Here is a 14278-nt window from a genome sequence, read left to right as displayed (position 1 = left end):
GCCGTGCGGGTCAGCCCGTGACGTAGTCCGCCAGCTCCGGCCCCGGGCGCACGACCGCGTTCACGATCGCGCGGATCGCGAACTCGCTCGCGGCCCCCAGTTCGACGACATCCGGATGCAGCAGCCATTGCAGCTGCAGGCCGTCCATGACGGCCAGGATCGCTGCGGATGCCGCGGCCACCGTCCCGGTGTCCGTGACGCCCTGCTGGGCGCACAGGTCGGCGAAGGCATCGGACACCTCGCGGCGCAGCGTCGTGTAGCGATCCTCGAAGTAGTCGCGACCGGGGTGCTCGTCCGTCACGGACTCGGAGGACAGCACGGTGTACGCCTGCACGATTCCCGGTCGCTTCTCGTTGGCGAAGGCCGTTCGCACGAGGTGCAGGAACAGTTCGGGGCCGCCGGGGATGTGCTTCTGCTCGAGGTCCTGCACGTCGGCCTGGTCGCGATAGGCGAGGACCTCCAGCAGCAGCTTCTGCTTCGAGCCGAAGTGGTGCAGGACGCCGGCGTGCGTGATGCCGACCTGCTCGGCGACGTCGGCGAGCGTGCCGTTCGTCGAGCCCTTGTTGCCGAAGATCTCCACGGCGGCCTTCAGTATCTGCTCGCGCTTGGCTCGCGTCGCGGGGCGGGTGCGCACGGCATCGTCGCTGCTGCTGACCACGGTCCCTCTTTCCGTTGCGGTTCTGTGACTTGCCATCTTACTTACTCATCGGTAACCTCGCATCAACTTACTTTCTCGCGAGTAAGTAACAGCCACAGCACGATGACCGTGTCCAAGGAGAAGCAATGAAGCTCAGAAAGTCCCTCATCGCCGGGTTCGCCGTCGCGGCCCTCGGCGCCTCGGTTCTCGCCGGATGCGCCTCCGGCGGCGGTGACGACGGCGGCAGCGCCGGCGGCGACCTGCCGGCGCTGACGATCGCCAAGCCGGACGGCGCGATCACGACCGAGTCGCACAACCCGTATCTGGGCGACTCGTCCGCATCGAAGTACGGCTACGCCAAGGTCATCTTCGAGCCCCTCGCCCTCGTGAACCCGACCGGCGATCTCGGCACGACCCCGTGGCTCGCGGAATCCGTCGAATGGAACGAGGACTACACCGAGCTCACCGTCGTCCCGCGTGCCGACGTCACCTGGAGCGACGGCGAGCCGTTCACGGGCGACGACATCGTGTTCACGTTCGATCAGTTCCTGAGCGGCAAGCTGACCGACTCCTCGGGACTGAACTACCAGGGCGCCACCGTCGACGGCGACACCATCACGCTGACCTTCGGCAACTCGAAGTACACGTCGCAGGCGCGCGTGCTGCACACGCCGATCGTCCCGAAGCACATCTGGGAGAACATCGAAGACCCCAACACCGATCCGCTCACCGAGGACGGTCTCGCCGTCGGCACCGGCCCGTACGTGCTCGACAACTGGACCACCGAGTCCGTCACGCTCGTCGCCAACGAGGACTACTGGGGTGGAGAGCCCGTCGTCCCCGCGCTGAACTACGTCTCATACGGAGACAACGCCGCGCTGACCACGGCGCTCGTGTCCGGCGACGCCGACTGGGCGCAGGCCTTCATCCCGCAGATCGAGGACAGCTACCTCGCAGCCGACGAGGACAACCACTTCCTCGTCTCACCGACCGCAGGATCCGCAACGGTGTTCTTCAACCTGCAGACCGCACCGTTCGACGACCCGGCGCTGCGTCAGGCGCTGGCGTGGACGATCGACCGCCAGGCCTATGTGGACGTGGCACGCGAGGGCGCGAGCGAGCCGGTCTGGAACGTCACCGGCCTCGGCGATGTGCTGGCCGACGAGATCATCGACGAGTTCGCGACCACCGAGTACTCCGTCGACATCGACAAGGCCCGCCAGATCCTGACGGATGCCGGCTACACGTGGGCGGATGAGAAGCTGATCGACCCGGACGGTGCCCCTGTCTCCTTCTCGATCTCGGTTCCGGCCGGCTGGAGCGACTGGAACACCGAGCAGGCGCTCATCGCCGAAGAGCTCGACGCCGCCCTCGGCATCGAGGTCAAGGTCGATCAGCCCGACTGGGGCGGCTGGGATGCCGCTCGTCAGGAGGGTACGTTCCAGGCGATCATCCACTGGCTCGAGGACACCGGGAACGCATACGGCCTGTACACCTCCACGATGGATCCGCGGTGGATCGTCGACGGGAAGGCGCAGTTCAACTTCGGTCGCTTCGAGGACCCGGCGGTCACCGAAGCGCTGAACACCTTCGCGAACGCGGGTACGCAGCAGGAGCGCGATGACGCCAGTGCTGTGCTGCAGCAGGCCTTCGTCGAGAACGTCCCCGCGATCCCGCTGGGTGCGCACCCGCTGCTGGGGCAGTTCAACACCCGCAACTACGTCGGGTGGCCGAGCGAGGATGACCAGTACGCCTCGGGCGACCCGACCCAGCCGGGCGTCGTTCAGGTCCTGTCGAAGCTGACCGCGAAGTAATCCCCTTCGACAGGCTCAGGGAGCTCAGTCACTGGCTCGCTGAGCCTGTCGCAGCGCCGTCGGCGCAGCCGGACGAACACGAAAGCGAATTCCATGCCAGACACCCTCCTCACCGTGGACGACTTCTCGGTCGTGTACGACGTCGATCCGCCGGTGGCAGCCGTGAAGAACGTGACCCTCGAACTGCAGCGCGGCGAGATCCTCGGTCTCGCCGGCGAATCCGGTTGCGGCAAGACCACGCTCGCCTACGGCATCCAGCGCCTGTTGCGCGCACCCGCCGTGATCACGAGCGGATCCGTCGTCTTCCACGATGCCGCCGAGGGCGACATCGACATCAACGCGCTGGATGTAGAACAGATGCGGCGCTTCCGCTGGGACAAGGTGTCGATGGTGTTCCAGGGGGCGATGAACGCCCTCAATCCGGTCGCGACCATCGGGTCGCAGCTGGAGGACGTGTTCGAGATCCACCGGCCGCAACTGAGCGCGCGCCAGCGCCGCGCCGAGGCCGCCGACCTGCTCGAGATCGTGAAGGTCGGCGCGGATCGCGCCCGCTCCTTCCCGCACGAGCTCTCCGGCGGCATGCGCCAGCGCGTCATGATCGCGATGGCGCTGGCACTGCGCCCGCAGCTGATGGTCATGGACGAGCCGACGACCGCGCTCGACGTGCTCGTGCAGCGTGAGATCCTCAGCCAGATCTCGCAGCTGCGGCACGAGTTCGGCTTCTCGGTCATCTTCATCACGCACGACCTGCCGCTGCTGCTGGAGATCAGCGACCGCATCGCGATCATGCGCGACGGCGAGATCGTCGAGCTCGACACGGCGGAGCGGATCTGGAACGCCCCGCAGGACGACTACACGCGGACGCTGCTGGCGTCCTTCCCGCGGCTCACCGGAGAGAAGGGGATGGTGGCACGATGACCGTGCTCGAGTTCTCGCACGTGACGAAGGTCTACAACGTCCGCGGCGCCGGTCAGATCAAGGCCCTCGACGACGTCGGCTTCACCCTGCGCTCCGGCCAGACGATCGGTCTGGTCGGCCAGTCCGGCAGCGGCAAATCAACGATCGCGAAGATCCTCACGCAACTCGAGACGCCGACGCAGGGCCAGGTTCTGCTCGACGGCGTCCCGGTTCCGCGCCGCGGCAAAGGGCTGCGCACCTACCGCCAGCGCCTGCGCATGGTCTTCCAGGATCCGTTCGCCTCGCTGAACCCGTACCACTCCATCGGCTACCACATCGAACGGCCGCTGCGCCTGCACGGGGTCGTTCCGAGGGCCCAGCAGGATGCCGAGGTGCGCCGTCTGCTCGAACGCGTCCGCCTGAGTCCGGATGCCGTGATCGACCGCCGCCCGCACGAACTGTCCGGCGGTCAGCGCCAGCGCGTCGCGATCGCGAGGGCTCTCGCCTCCCGGCCTTCCCTGCTCGTCGCCGACGAGCCGGTGTCGATGCTCGACGTGTCGATCCGCCTCGGCGTGCTCAATCTGCTCGCCGACCTGCAGCGGGAGGAGGGCCTCGGCGTTCTCTACATCACGCACGACCTCGCGACAGCCCGCCACTTCAGCGACGAGATCATCGTCCTCAACCAGGGGCGCATCGTCGAGAGCGGAACCGCCGACGACGTCATCCTGCGCCCGCAGGACCCGTACACGCAGGAGCTGCGCGCCGCATCGCCCGATCCGGACAAGCACTTCGCCTCGGCATCCGGAACCCAGGGAGCAGCCCGATGACCGTCACCGAACCTCGCATCGAACCGCAGGTCGACGCCGTCGCCACGGGTACGACCGCGACCCGCGTCGTCTCCTCCCGTGCACGCGTGCCCTGGCGCTTCATCGGCAGCCGTGCCGCCTTCTACCTGTTCACCCTCTGGGCGGCCCTGACCATCAACTTCTTCGTGCCGCGCATGATGAAGGGAGACGCGGTCGACCAGTACCTCGCCCGCAACCGCAACGTGTCGCCGGAGGCAGCGGATGCGCTCCGGTCCCTGCTGGGCCTGGACACCGACAAGTCGATGTTCCAGCAGTACCTCGAGTACTGGGGCCTGCTGCTGCGCGGCGACCTCGGCGTCTCGCTGCTGCATGGACTCCGCCCCGTCACCGAGGTGATCTCGCAGGCGCTGCCGTGGACGATCGGTCTCGTCGGCTTCGCGACGATCATCTCATTCGCGATCGGCACGATCGGCGGAGCGATGGTCGGATGGCGGCGCGGCAGCCGCGCGGACGTGCTCATCCCGATCACCACCTTCCTCGGGACGATCCCGTACTTCTGGCTCGGGCTGCTCGCGATCGCCCTGTTCTCGGTGAACCTCGGCTGGTTCCCCATCGGCAAGGCGTACGGCGTCGGCACGAAACCGGAGTGGTCGTTCGAGTTCATCGGAGAGGTCATCCACCACGGCACCCTCCCCGCCGTGACCATCATCATCGCCTCGCTGGGCGGCTGGATGCTCGGCATGCGCAACATGATGCTGACGGTCCTCGACGACGACTACATCACCGTCGCGCAGGCCAAGGGCATGACGAACAAGCGCGTGCTGTGGAGCTACGCCGCCCGCAACGCGGTGCTGCCGCAGATCCAGAGCTTCGCGCTCTCGATCGGCTTCATCGTCGGCGGAACGATCGTGATGGAGATGGTGTTCAGCTACCCCGGCGTCGGCAAACTCCTGCTCGACGCCACGAACGCCAAGGACTACGCGCTCATGCAGGGCGTGTTCCTGGTGATCACGCTGTCGGTGCTGGTGGCGAACATCCTCGCCGACGTCGCCTACGCATTCCTCGACCCGCGCACGCGCCAGACGGAGGCCTGAGCATGAACGCACCGACACCCACCCGCAGCCCCGCAGCCGAGACGGCTGCTGCCGACACGTACGCCGTGCGGACGGCGGCACCGCTGGAGAGGCCGTCCGACTCGTTCTGGTCGAAGCTCTCCAGCGCCTTCGCGATGTTCCGCAACGGCAAGTCGCTGACCGGGCTCGCGATCCTCGCCGTCTTCGTCCTGATCGCGATCTTCGCCGACGTGCTCGCTCCGTACTCGCCGACGCAGGTTGACAACACGCGCCGGTTCGAACCGCCGTCCGCCGATCACTGGCTCGGCACGACCCACATCGGCGAGGACGTCCTGAGCCAGGTCATCCACGGCACCCGCGGCGTGATCGTCGTCGGGTTCCTCGCCGCGGCGATCGCGACCGTCATCGCCATCACGGTCGGCGTGATCGCCGGGTACATCCGCGGCTGGAAGAGCGAGTCGCTGTCGGCGATGACGAACGTGTTCCTCGTCATCCCCGGCCTGCCGCTCATCATCATCGTCGCCGCCATGTTCGAGGAGCCGCCGCTGTGGGTCATCGCCGCGGTGCTCGGGCTCACCGGCTGGGCCTGGGGCGCCCGCGTCCTGCGGGCGCAGACGATGTCGCTGCGCAACCGAGACTTCATCCAGGCGGCCCGCGCGAACGGCGAGCCGCTGCACCGGATCATCACGGTCGAGATGCTGCCGAACCTCATGGCGCTGATCGCGGCGAGCTTCGTCGGGACGGTCACCGCGGCCATCCTCGCGCTCACGACGCTGTCGTACATCGGCGTGATCCCCGTCACCACGTACAACTGGGGAACCATCCTGAACTGGGCATCCGCTCAGGGCGCGTTCCGGCAGAACCAGTGGTGGTGGTACCTGCCCCCAGGGCTCTGCATCGCGTTCATCGGCGTCGCGCTCGCGCTGATCAACTTCGGCATCGACGAGTACGTCAATCCGCGGCTGCGCTCCGCGGGCGAGCGGGCCCGCGCCATGAAGAAGAAGGGGCTGAACGTCAATGACGCCGTAACGGCCGTCCGTCCCGTCGCCGAGACCACTGAAAAGAAGAAATGACGCTGCAGACTCAGACCCTCCCGTATCTGGATCCTTCGCTCCCCGTCGCAGACCGCGTCGCCGATCTCCTCAGTCGTATGACGGTGGAGGAGAAGATCGGGCAGATGCTGCAACTGGATGCCCGCGACGACCTGGACGACCACATCCTGCGCCGTCACGCCGGCTCGATCCTGCACACCTCGCCCGAGCGGATCATCCGCGCGCGTGAGCTGACGCTCGAGACGCGCCTCGGCATCCCGCTCATCGTCGGCGAGGACTGCATCCACGGACACTCGTTCTGGCCCGGGGCGACGATCTACCCGACCCAGCTCGGGATGGCGGCCTCATGGGATGCCGGGCTCGCCGAGAAGGTGGCGCGGGCGACCGCGGAAGAGGTCGCGATCACCGGCATCCACTGGACCTTCTCGCCCGTGCTCTGCATCGCCCGCGACCTGCGCTGGGGGCGCGTGAACGAGACGTTCGGCGAGGACCCGTTCCTCATCGGCGAGCTCGCCAGCGCCATGGTGCGCGGCTACCAGGGTGAAGGACTCGACGACCCGACCGCGATCCTCGCGACCGCGAAGCACTTCGCGGGATACTCCGAGACGCAGGGCGGCCGGGATGCCTCCGAGGGCGACCTCTCGCGACGGAAACTCCGCAGCTGGTTCCTGCCGCCGTTCGAGCGCGTCGCCCGCGAGGGATGCCGCACGTTCATGCTCGGCTATCAGTCGACGGACGGCGTGCCGATCACCGTGAACGACTGGCTGCTCAGCGACGTGCTGCGCGGCGAGTGGGGATACACCGGCACCCTCATCACCGACTGGGACAACGTCGGCCGCATGGTGTGGGAGCAGCATGTGCAGCCCGATTACACGCACGCCGCGGCCGCCGCGGTGCGCGCCGGCAACGACATGGTGATGAACACGCCGGACTTCTTCGAAGGAGCGCTGGATGCCGTCGCGAAGGGTCTCCTGCCGAAGGACGCCTTCGACGCGGCCGTCACTCGCATCCTCACCCTGAAGTTCGAGCTCGGACTGTTCGAGGATCCACGGCTTCCGGGCGACGTGGACGCCGTCGTCGGAAAAGCCGCGCACGCGGAACTCAACCTCGAGGTCGCACGGCGCTCGATCGTGCTGCTCGAGAACGACGGCACGTTGCCTCTTCGGCCGGCTGCGCCTGGAGGTCCTCTTCGGCCGGCTGCGCCTGGTGGCACGCCGGCTGCGCCTGCTGGTCCGCCGTCGGCGCCGCTGCGGGTGGCAGTCATCGGCCCGCTGGCCGATGACGCGCAGGAGCAGCTCGGGGACTGGGCAGGTGGCTCCGGTCAGGCGGGGTGGCTCGATGAGCAGCCGCGCGCCATGATCACCACCGTGCTCGACGGGCTGCGCGCCGTCGACGGATTTTCGGTCAGCACCGCACGCGGTGCCGACATCGTCACGTTCGAGAACGACGCCGAGGCGCTGAACCCCGTTCCGTGGGATCGGGCTTTCACCCCGGCGGCGGCCGACCCCGATCAGATCGCGGAGGCCACGGCACTCGCCGCGGCATCCGATGTCGTCGTCGTGGTCGTCGGCGACCGTGTCGAGCTGTACGGAGAAGGACGCTCCACGGCGACGCTCGAGCTCGTCGGCGGTCAGAACGCGCTGCTGGACGCACTCATCGCGACAGGGAAGCCGGTGATCGTGGTGCTGCTCGCCTCGAAGCCGCTCGTGCTGCCGGCATCCGTTTCGCAGGCGGCCGCCGTGATCTGGGCGGCGAACCCGGGGATGCAGGGCGGGCGCGCGCTCGCCGAGCTGCTCACGGGGGCGATCGAGCCTTCGGGGCGCCTGCCCATCTCGTTCGCACGGCACGCCGGGCAGCAGCCGACGTACTACAACCAGATCCGTGGCCAGCACGGTCACCGCTATGCCGATCTGACCCAGGCTCCGGCGTGGGCGTTCGGCGACGGGCTGTCGTACACGACCGTCGAGTATTCCGATCTGACCGCCGCGGTCGTCGGCGACGTCGTGATCGCCGACGTCACCGTGACGAACACGGGGAACCGGCCGGTGCGCGAGACCGTGCAGGTCTACGTCCGCGACGAGGTGACGTCGGTCAGTTGGGCGGACCGCGAACTGAAGGCGTACCGCCAGGTCGATCTGGCCCCGGGGGAGTCCCAGCGCGTGCGCATCGAGATCCCGGTCGCGGAGTGCACGATCGTGGATGCCGCGGGCGAGCGCATCGTCGAGGCCGGCGAGTTCAGCCTGCTCGTCGGCCCGTCGTCGCGCGTGGAGACGCTGCTGAAAGCATCCTTCGTCCTGGGGTGAGGCGGCGCGCGAGCCGAATCTCTGAAGGCGCACGGCGCGCCCGGCGTGTCGCGGTCGTGACACGCCGCGCAGGGCCCGAAGCATCCGGAGGTCGGCACGCGACCGTGCAGATCACCGTCTTTCCCTCAGCGTCGCGGCGGGGAGCCAGCGGCGGCATCGGCCGGTCGGCCAGAACCTTCGGTCGGCGAGGGCGGTGGCGGTGCGCCGGACCCCGGACGCCTCGGTGCCGGCTCGGCGCGCCACGGTGGCGACACGGCGAGAAGGGCGTGAGGCGTCCGGGATCCGACCCGGGTCATGTGCCGGCGTCCGGAGTGCGGATCAGACCTGCTCCTGACGCGGGGCGAGGGGCAGCGGCTCCATGGGCTGGTCGTTCGCGGTCAGGTCGATGCCGAGGTCGCGGGCATAGACGACGCGCGTCGCGATCGCGACGTCGTCCCCCGACTCGGTGAGCTCGAAGACGCGGCCGCCGCGCATCCGATTGCGCTCCGCGCCGGAGAGTCCGTAGGCGCCGAAGCCGGTACCCGGCGCGTAGCCGAGCATGACTCCGTAGTAGTCGCCGACGTAGTCGTTGATGTGGTCGTGTCCCACGAACACGCCCTTCACGTCGCCGCGCTCGAGGATCGCGTTGTACATGCCGGAGTTGAACGGACCGGGGCATTCGTCCTCGTTGCGCTCGCCGACGATGCCGTGGCGTGCCTTGCCGCGCGCCGCATCGGCCGCGGTGCGGGTGTCGACGCCGCCCCACCACATGAAGCGGTGCTCCCACAGGGCGATGTGCAGGAACATGAGCCCTGGCACCTTGCGTCCGCGGTGCTGCTCGAGGCGCTGCGACTGCTCCCGGTACCACGCGACCTGATCCATGCGCAGCCAGTCCCAGGTCGGGTAGCCGGCGAAGTCCTGACCGTTGATCTCGCCGGGGGCGTAACGACCCGAGTCCATCAGCCAGAGCGTGAACGCGTCGCGGTTCTTCTTCGCCGCCGAGCCGATCGACACGATCGTGTTGCTGGTACCCGTTACGCCGCGCGTGTTCTCGGCGTTCACGTTGTACTCGTACGAGCGATAGATCTTCAGCATCCCCGCCTCGTCCACGCCCGACTGCGGGAGGGAGTCCTCGTCGTGGTTGCCGTACGTGACCGCCCACGGGATCTTCCGCGACTCCATCGGCTGCACGACGTTGTTGATCGCCTGCTTGACGGCGAGTCGGGTCTCGCACCCGCCGGTGATCACGTCGCCGTTGATGACGACGAAGTCCGGCTTCTCCTGATCGAGCACCTTCTCCATCAACTCGACGGTTCGCCGGTCGGTGAGCTCGTCGTCCTGCGTGTCGTTGAACTGCACGACTTTGAACGTGCCGTCCGCGCGGAACCGCAGCTTCGGGGCATTCCTGCTTGGGCTGCCGGACGAGGAAGCCGCAGCGCCGGACAGCGGGCTCGCGGTGGCCGCTGCGGCGCCGAGCGGCAGGGCGGCGCTGAGGGCGCCGACCGCACCAGCGGTGAGGACGGTTCGCCGGGTGATCGGCAGTCGTTCGGGCATGCGTGTTCTCCTTCGTCGTTCGGGCGATCGTCGCCGCGGGGAGACTAGGGCTGCCAGGTGGCACGGGGCTGTCGTGCGGGTGAACGGCGACGAAAGCGCTTCACCGTGCGGAATAGGGTTGATGCGACGGGCGATCCGCCCGACGGTCCACTTCTCGCACTCCACCGGGGGAGCCCCATGTCCACGACGCTCGACGACCGCGCCCGCTACCGGGACGACCCGTCGGTGCTGTCCGTGCTGAAACGTCCTCGGCTGCTCACCCGCGAAGTGCTCGCGGGCCTCGTCGTCGGTCTCGCACTCATCCCGGAGGCGATCGCCTTCTCGGTCATCGCCGGCGTCGACCCGAAGGTCGGCCTGTTCTCGTCGTTCATCATGGCCGTCGCGATCGCCTTCCTCGGCGGACGGCCAGCGATGGTCACGGCGGCCACGGGAGCGGTGGCGCTCGTGGTCGCGCCGGTGGCGCCGACGTACGGCCTGGACTATCTCATCGCCACGATCATCCTGGCCGGCGTCTTCCAGATCCTGCTCGGCGTGCTCGGCGTCGCGAAGCTCATGCGGTTCATCCCGCGCAGCGTGATGACCGGGTTCGTCAACGCGCTCGCCATCTTCGTGTTCAGTTCGCAGATCCCGCATCTGCTCGGCGTGCCCTGGCTGGTGTACCCGCTCGTGGTCCTCGGCATCCTCGTGATGATCGCGATGCCGCGCCTGACGAAGGTGATCCCGGCGCCGCTCATCTCGGTCGTCATCGTCACCGCGGTCGTGCTGGTGTTCGCGATCCAGGTGCCCACGGTCGGCGACCAGGGCGAGCTGCCCGAGACCCTGCCCTCGCTGTTCCTGCCGAACGTGCCGTTGACGTGGGAGACGTTCACGATCATCGCGCCGTTCGCGCTCGGCGTCGCCGTCGTCGGGCTGATGGAGTCCCTCATGACGGCCAAGCTCGTCGACGAGATCACCGACACGCACTCGAACAAGACGCGCGAGAGCTGGGCCCAGGGGGCGGCGAACGTGCTCTCCGGCTTCCTCGGCGGCATGGGCGGATGCGCGGTGATCGGCCAGACCATGATCAACGTGAAGTCCTCTGGCGCGCGCACGCGCATCTCCACGTTCTTCGCCGGGATCTTCCTGTTCCTGCTCGTCGTGGTGTTCGGCGACTTCGTCGCGACGATTCCGATGGCAGCCCTCGTCGCGGTCATGATCATGGTCGCGATCGGCGCATTCGACTGGCACAGCGTGCGACCCTCGACGCTGAGGCGGATGCCGAAGAGCGAGACCTTCGTCATGATCTCGACCGTGGTGCTCGTGCTGCTCACCCACAACCTCGCGGTGGGTGTCGTCGGCGGCGTGTTCGTCGCGTCGGTGCTGTTCGTGCGCCGGGTCGCGCACGTCGTCGCGGTCACGCGGACGGTCGATGCGGATGCCGCGCGATACGTCGTGGACGGCGAGCTGTTCTTCGCGTCGAGCAACGATCTGACCACGCAGTTCGAGTACGCCGCGGATCCGGACCGGGTCGTGATCGATCTGTCGCGGTCGCACGTGTGGGATGCCTCGACGGTCGCTGCGCTCGATGCGATCGAGACCAAGTACGCGCAGCACGGCAAGACGGTCGAGCTGGTGGGTCTCGACGAGGCGAGCGGGACGTTCCACGGCCGTCTCTCCGGCGGCTTCCCGCCGGCCTGATCAGGCCGCCCCGTCCTCCTCCAGCCGACGAGGGCCGGCTCCGGATGCACCGAGCGCGTCGTCGGGGTTCAGCAGCCGACAGGCCTTCATCGACAGACAGCCGCATCCGATGCATCCGGTGAGCTCGCGCTCCAGCCGCTCGATGCCCTCGCGGCGCCGCTCGAGCTCGTGCTTCCAGTGGCGGGACGCGCGCTGCCAGTCCTCGTGGCTGGGGGTCTCGGTCATCGGCACCTCGGCGAAGACCTCCTGCACCTCGGACAGGGGGATGCTGAGCCGCTTCGCGACGGTGATGAGTGATACCCGCCGCAGCATGTGCCTGGCGTAGCGCCGCTGATTGCCGGGCGTACGGGTGGACGCGATCAACCCGAGCTTCTCGTAGAAGTGCAGTGCGGACACGGCGACGCCGGTGCGGTGGCTCATCTCGCCGACGGTGAGCAGCTCGTCCGGTGCGTGTGCGGCTTCGGTCATGGGTCCTCCCGATTTGACCTCAAGCATACTTGAGGTTTTATCGTTGACAGGTGACCCGAGAGACAGCTGCCACCGCCCCGACGCGCACTCCCGTCGGGGAGGGGCTCAAGGCGGCATTCCGCACCCATCCGTCCGGAGTGGCGATCATCACGGCGAGCATCGACACCGGGCCAGTGGGACTCACGGCATCCAGCGTCTCCTCGGTGGCGGTGGACCCGGCAGCCATCATGTTCTCGGTGACGCGGGCGACCGGCAGCGCCGGCGCTCTGCTCGCGGCCGACACCTTCGTCGTTCACCTCATCGACGACGCGCACGCCGACCTCGCCCAGGCGTTCGCGACCAGTGGTGCTGAGCGCTTCACCCCCGAGCAGGGGTGGCGTGCACTGGAGACCGGCGAACCGCACCTGCCGACGGCCAGGGCGGCGCTGCGCAGCCGCGCGCTGCACACGATCCCGGTCGGCTCGTCGACCGTCGTCATCGCCGAAGTGCTCGATGTCCTTGACGGACCGCTCGGGCGTCCGGTGGTGTACTTCGATCGTCGGTTCCACGCGCTTCCCGCCGCCTGACGTCTGGCTGCGGGTGCGCTCGCGCCTCTCGCAGAACAGCACGCTTCTCGCAGCGGTCCAGGTGAAACGTCCAGGTCGTTCTGTGATCTCGACGGCGTGCGCGCTCAGCCCTCGGACGCGTCGAGCGCGGCGAGCTCCTCGGCCTTGCGGTACCGGCGGTTGCGCAGTCCGAGCACGACGGCGGCGAGCACTGCCGCCAGGACGGATGCCGACAGGATCGCCACCTTGCCGTGGTCGTAGTGCGTGCTCCCCTCCTCGAAGCTCAACTCCGCGACGAGCAGCGAGACGGTGAATCCGATGCCGCCGAGTACGCCGACCCCGGCGATGTCGATCCACCGCAGCGACGGATCGAGGTTGATGCGCCGGATGCGGGTGATGAGCCAGGTGGCGGCGGTGATGCCGAGCGGCTTGCCGACGACGAGGCCGATTACGATGCCGATCAGCACCGGGTCGGTGAGTGCCGACGCGAAGCCTTCCGGCCCGCCGATCGCAACCCCGGCGGAGAAGAATGCGAACACGGGCACCGCGAACCCGGCGGACAGCGGGCGGAAGCGATGCTCGAAGATCTCGGCGAGGCCGGGTCCGGCATCCTCCGACCGATCCGCCTTGCGGTGCAGCACCGGGATCGTGAAGCCGAGCAGGACGCCGGCGATCGTGGCATGGATGCCGGAGGCGTGCATGAGCGCCCAGGCGAGGAATCCGAGCGGCAGGAGGATCAGCCAAGCGGCGGCCGGACGCACGTGGAACAGCTGCCGGAAACGCTGCGCGATCGCACCGTAGACGGCGATCGTGACCAGCGCGAGCAGCAGGGGGACGAACTCGATCGACTCGGTGTAGAAGATCGCGATGATCCCGATCGCGATGAGGTCGTCGACGACGGCGAGCGTCAGCAGGAAGATCCGCAGGGCGCTCGGCAGGTGGGATCCGATGAGTGCGAGCACGGCGACCGCGAAGGCGATGTCCGTCGCCGTCGGAATCGCCCAGCCATGCGCTTCGCTCGATCCGACGCCGACCACGGCGACGTACAGCAGTGCGGGGACCGCGACGCCTCCGATGGCTGCGACGACGGGGACGATCGCCGTCGAGGGCGAGCGGAGGTCGCCGGCGACGAACTCGCGTTTGAGCTCGAGACCGACGAGGAAGAAGAAGATCGCCAGCAGTCCGTCGGCCGCCCACGCGCCCAGCGAGAGCTTCAGGTGCCACGGCTCGTAGCCGATCTCGAAGTCGCGGATCGCGAAGTACGAGTCGGCCAATGGGGAGTTCGCCCAGATCAGGGCGATCGCGGCGAAGGCGACGAGCAGGATGCCGCCGACGGTCTCCTTGCGGAGGATCTCGGTGATGCGGCGCGATTCCGCGCGGGATGCCGAGGGGAAGATGCTGCTGAGGCGAGACGGAGAGCGCGACATGAGCGCCTTTCTGGTCGTGAAGGGGGCCGTCGACCAGACTTCCCGA

The 14278-nt window shown here is 68.2% G+C and carries 12 protein-coding genes; 8 read left to right on the top strand and 4 right to left on the bottom strand.

Translation table 11 applies throughout. From position 1 onward, the window contains the following. Window positions 1-10: 10 nt before the first annotated feature. The gene (locus M2317_RS15845; protein WP_429461782.1) at window positions 11-658 is read right to left on the bottom strand and encodes a TetR/AcrR family transcriptional regulator; all 648 of its coding nucleotides are present in this window, start codon (window positions 656-658) and stop codon (window positions 11-13) included. Between the two features lie 125 nt (window positions 659-783). Between M2317_RS15845 and M2317_RS15840 the strand changes: the two genes are divergently transcribed. From M2317_RS15840 to M2317_RS15815, 6 genes are all read left to right on the top strand, one after another. Next, on the top strand, window positions 784-2451 hold the full coding sequence (locus M2317_RS15840; RefSeq protein WP_429461779.1) for an ABC transporter substrate-binding protein: 1668 nt from the start codon (window positions 784-786) through the stop codon (window positions 2449-2451). Window positions 2452-2544: 93 nt separating this feature from the next. After that, window positions 2545-3369 carry an ABC transporter ATP-binding protein gene (locus M2317_RS15835; protein WP_429461777.1) on the top strand — a complete coding sequence of 275 codons (825 nt, stop codon included), beginning with the start codon at window positions 2545-2547 and terminating at the stop codon, window positions 3367-3369. Beyond that, entirely contained in the window at window positions 3366-4175 is an 810-nt protein-coding gene (locus M2317_RS15830; protein WP_429461776.1) for an ABC transporter ATP-binding protein, read from the top strand. Before M2317_RS15835 ends, M2317_RS15830 begins: the two co-directional genes overlap by 4 nt. After that, window positions 4172-5248, top strand: a complete 1077-nt coding sequence (locus M2317_RS15825) for an ABC transporter permease (protein ID WP_429461774.1) — start codon at window positions 4172-4174, stop codon at window positions 5246-5248. The genes M2317_RS15830 and M2317_RS15825 overlap by 4 nt, the downstream gene beginning before the upstream one ends. A gap of 134 nt (window positions 5249-5382) precedes the next feature. After that, window positions 5383-6300: an ABC transporter permease gene (locus tag M2317_RS15820; protein WP_429461970.1), complete on the top strand. Its 918-nt coding sequence runs from the start codon at window positions 5383-5385 to the stop codon at window positions 6298-6300. Further along, window positions 6297-8582 carry a glycoside hydrolase family 3 N-terminal domain-containing protein gene (locus M2317_RS15815; protein WP_429461772.1) on the top strand — a complete coding sequence of 762 codons (2286 nt, stop codon included), beginning with the start codon at window positions 6297-6299 and terminating at the stop codon, window positions 8580-8582. Before M2317_RS15820 ends, M2317_RS15815 begins: the two co-directional genes overlap by 4 nt. Window positions 8583-8900: 318 nt before the next feature. Here the strand turns inward: M2317_RS15815 and M2317_RS15810 are convergent, their stop codons facing one another. After that, on the bottom strand, window positions 8901-10115 hold the full coding sequence (locus M2317_RS15810; RefSeq protein ID WP_429461770.1) for a metallophosphoesterase: 1215 nt from the start codon (window positions 10113-10115) through the stop codon (window positions 8901-8903). Between the two features lie 177 nt (window positions 10116-10292). Between M2317_RS15810 and M2317_RS15805 the strand changes: the two genes are divergently transcribed. Further along, a complete protein-coding gene (locus M2317_RS15805) occupies window positions 10293-11792 on the top strand; it encodes a SulP family inorganic anion transporter (protein ID WP_429461769.1) in 1500 nt (499 codons plus the stop codon). Here the strand turns inward: M2317_RS15805 and soxR are convergent, their stop codons facing one another. After that, entirely contained in the window at window positions 11793-12260 is a 468-nt protein-coding gene (soxR, locus tag M2317_RS15800) for a redox-sensitive transcriptional activator SoxR (RefSeq protein WP_429461767.1), read from the bottom strand. A 50-nt stretch (window positions 12261-12310) separates the two neighbouring features. On the opposite strand from soxR, the gene M2317_RS15795 reads away from it, so the two are divergent. Next, on the top strand, window positions 12311-12826 hold the full coding sequence (locus tag M2317_RS15795; protein ID WP_429461766.1) for a flavin reductase family protein: 516 nt from the start codon (window positions 12311-12313) through the stop codon (window positions 12824-12826). A gap of 104 nt (window positions 12827-12930) precedes the next feature. Here the strand turns inward: M2317_RS15795 and nhaA are convergent, their stop codons facing one another. Then, window positions 12931-14232 carry a Na+/H+ antiporter NhaA gene (nhaA, locus tag M2317_RS15790; protein WP_429461764.1) on the bottom strand — a complete coding sequence of 434 codons (1302 nt, stop codon included), beginning with the start codon at window positions 14230-14232 and terminating at the stop codon, window positions 12931-12933. Window positions 14233-14278: the final 46 nt, after the last annotated feature.

Source organism: Microbacterium sp. ZKA21, assembly GCF_050434165.1.
Classification (GTDB): Bacteria; Actinomycetota; Actinomycetes; order Actinomycetales; family Microbacteriaceae; genus Microbacterium.
The sequence above is the reverse complement of the archived record's forward strand: the minus strand, read 5'-3'. Positions and strand labels throughout refer to the sequence as shown.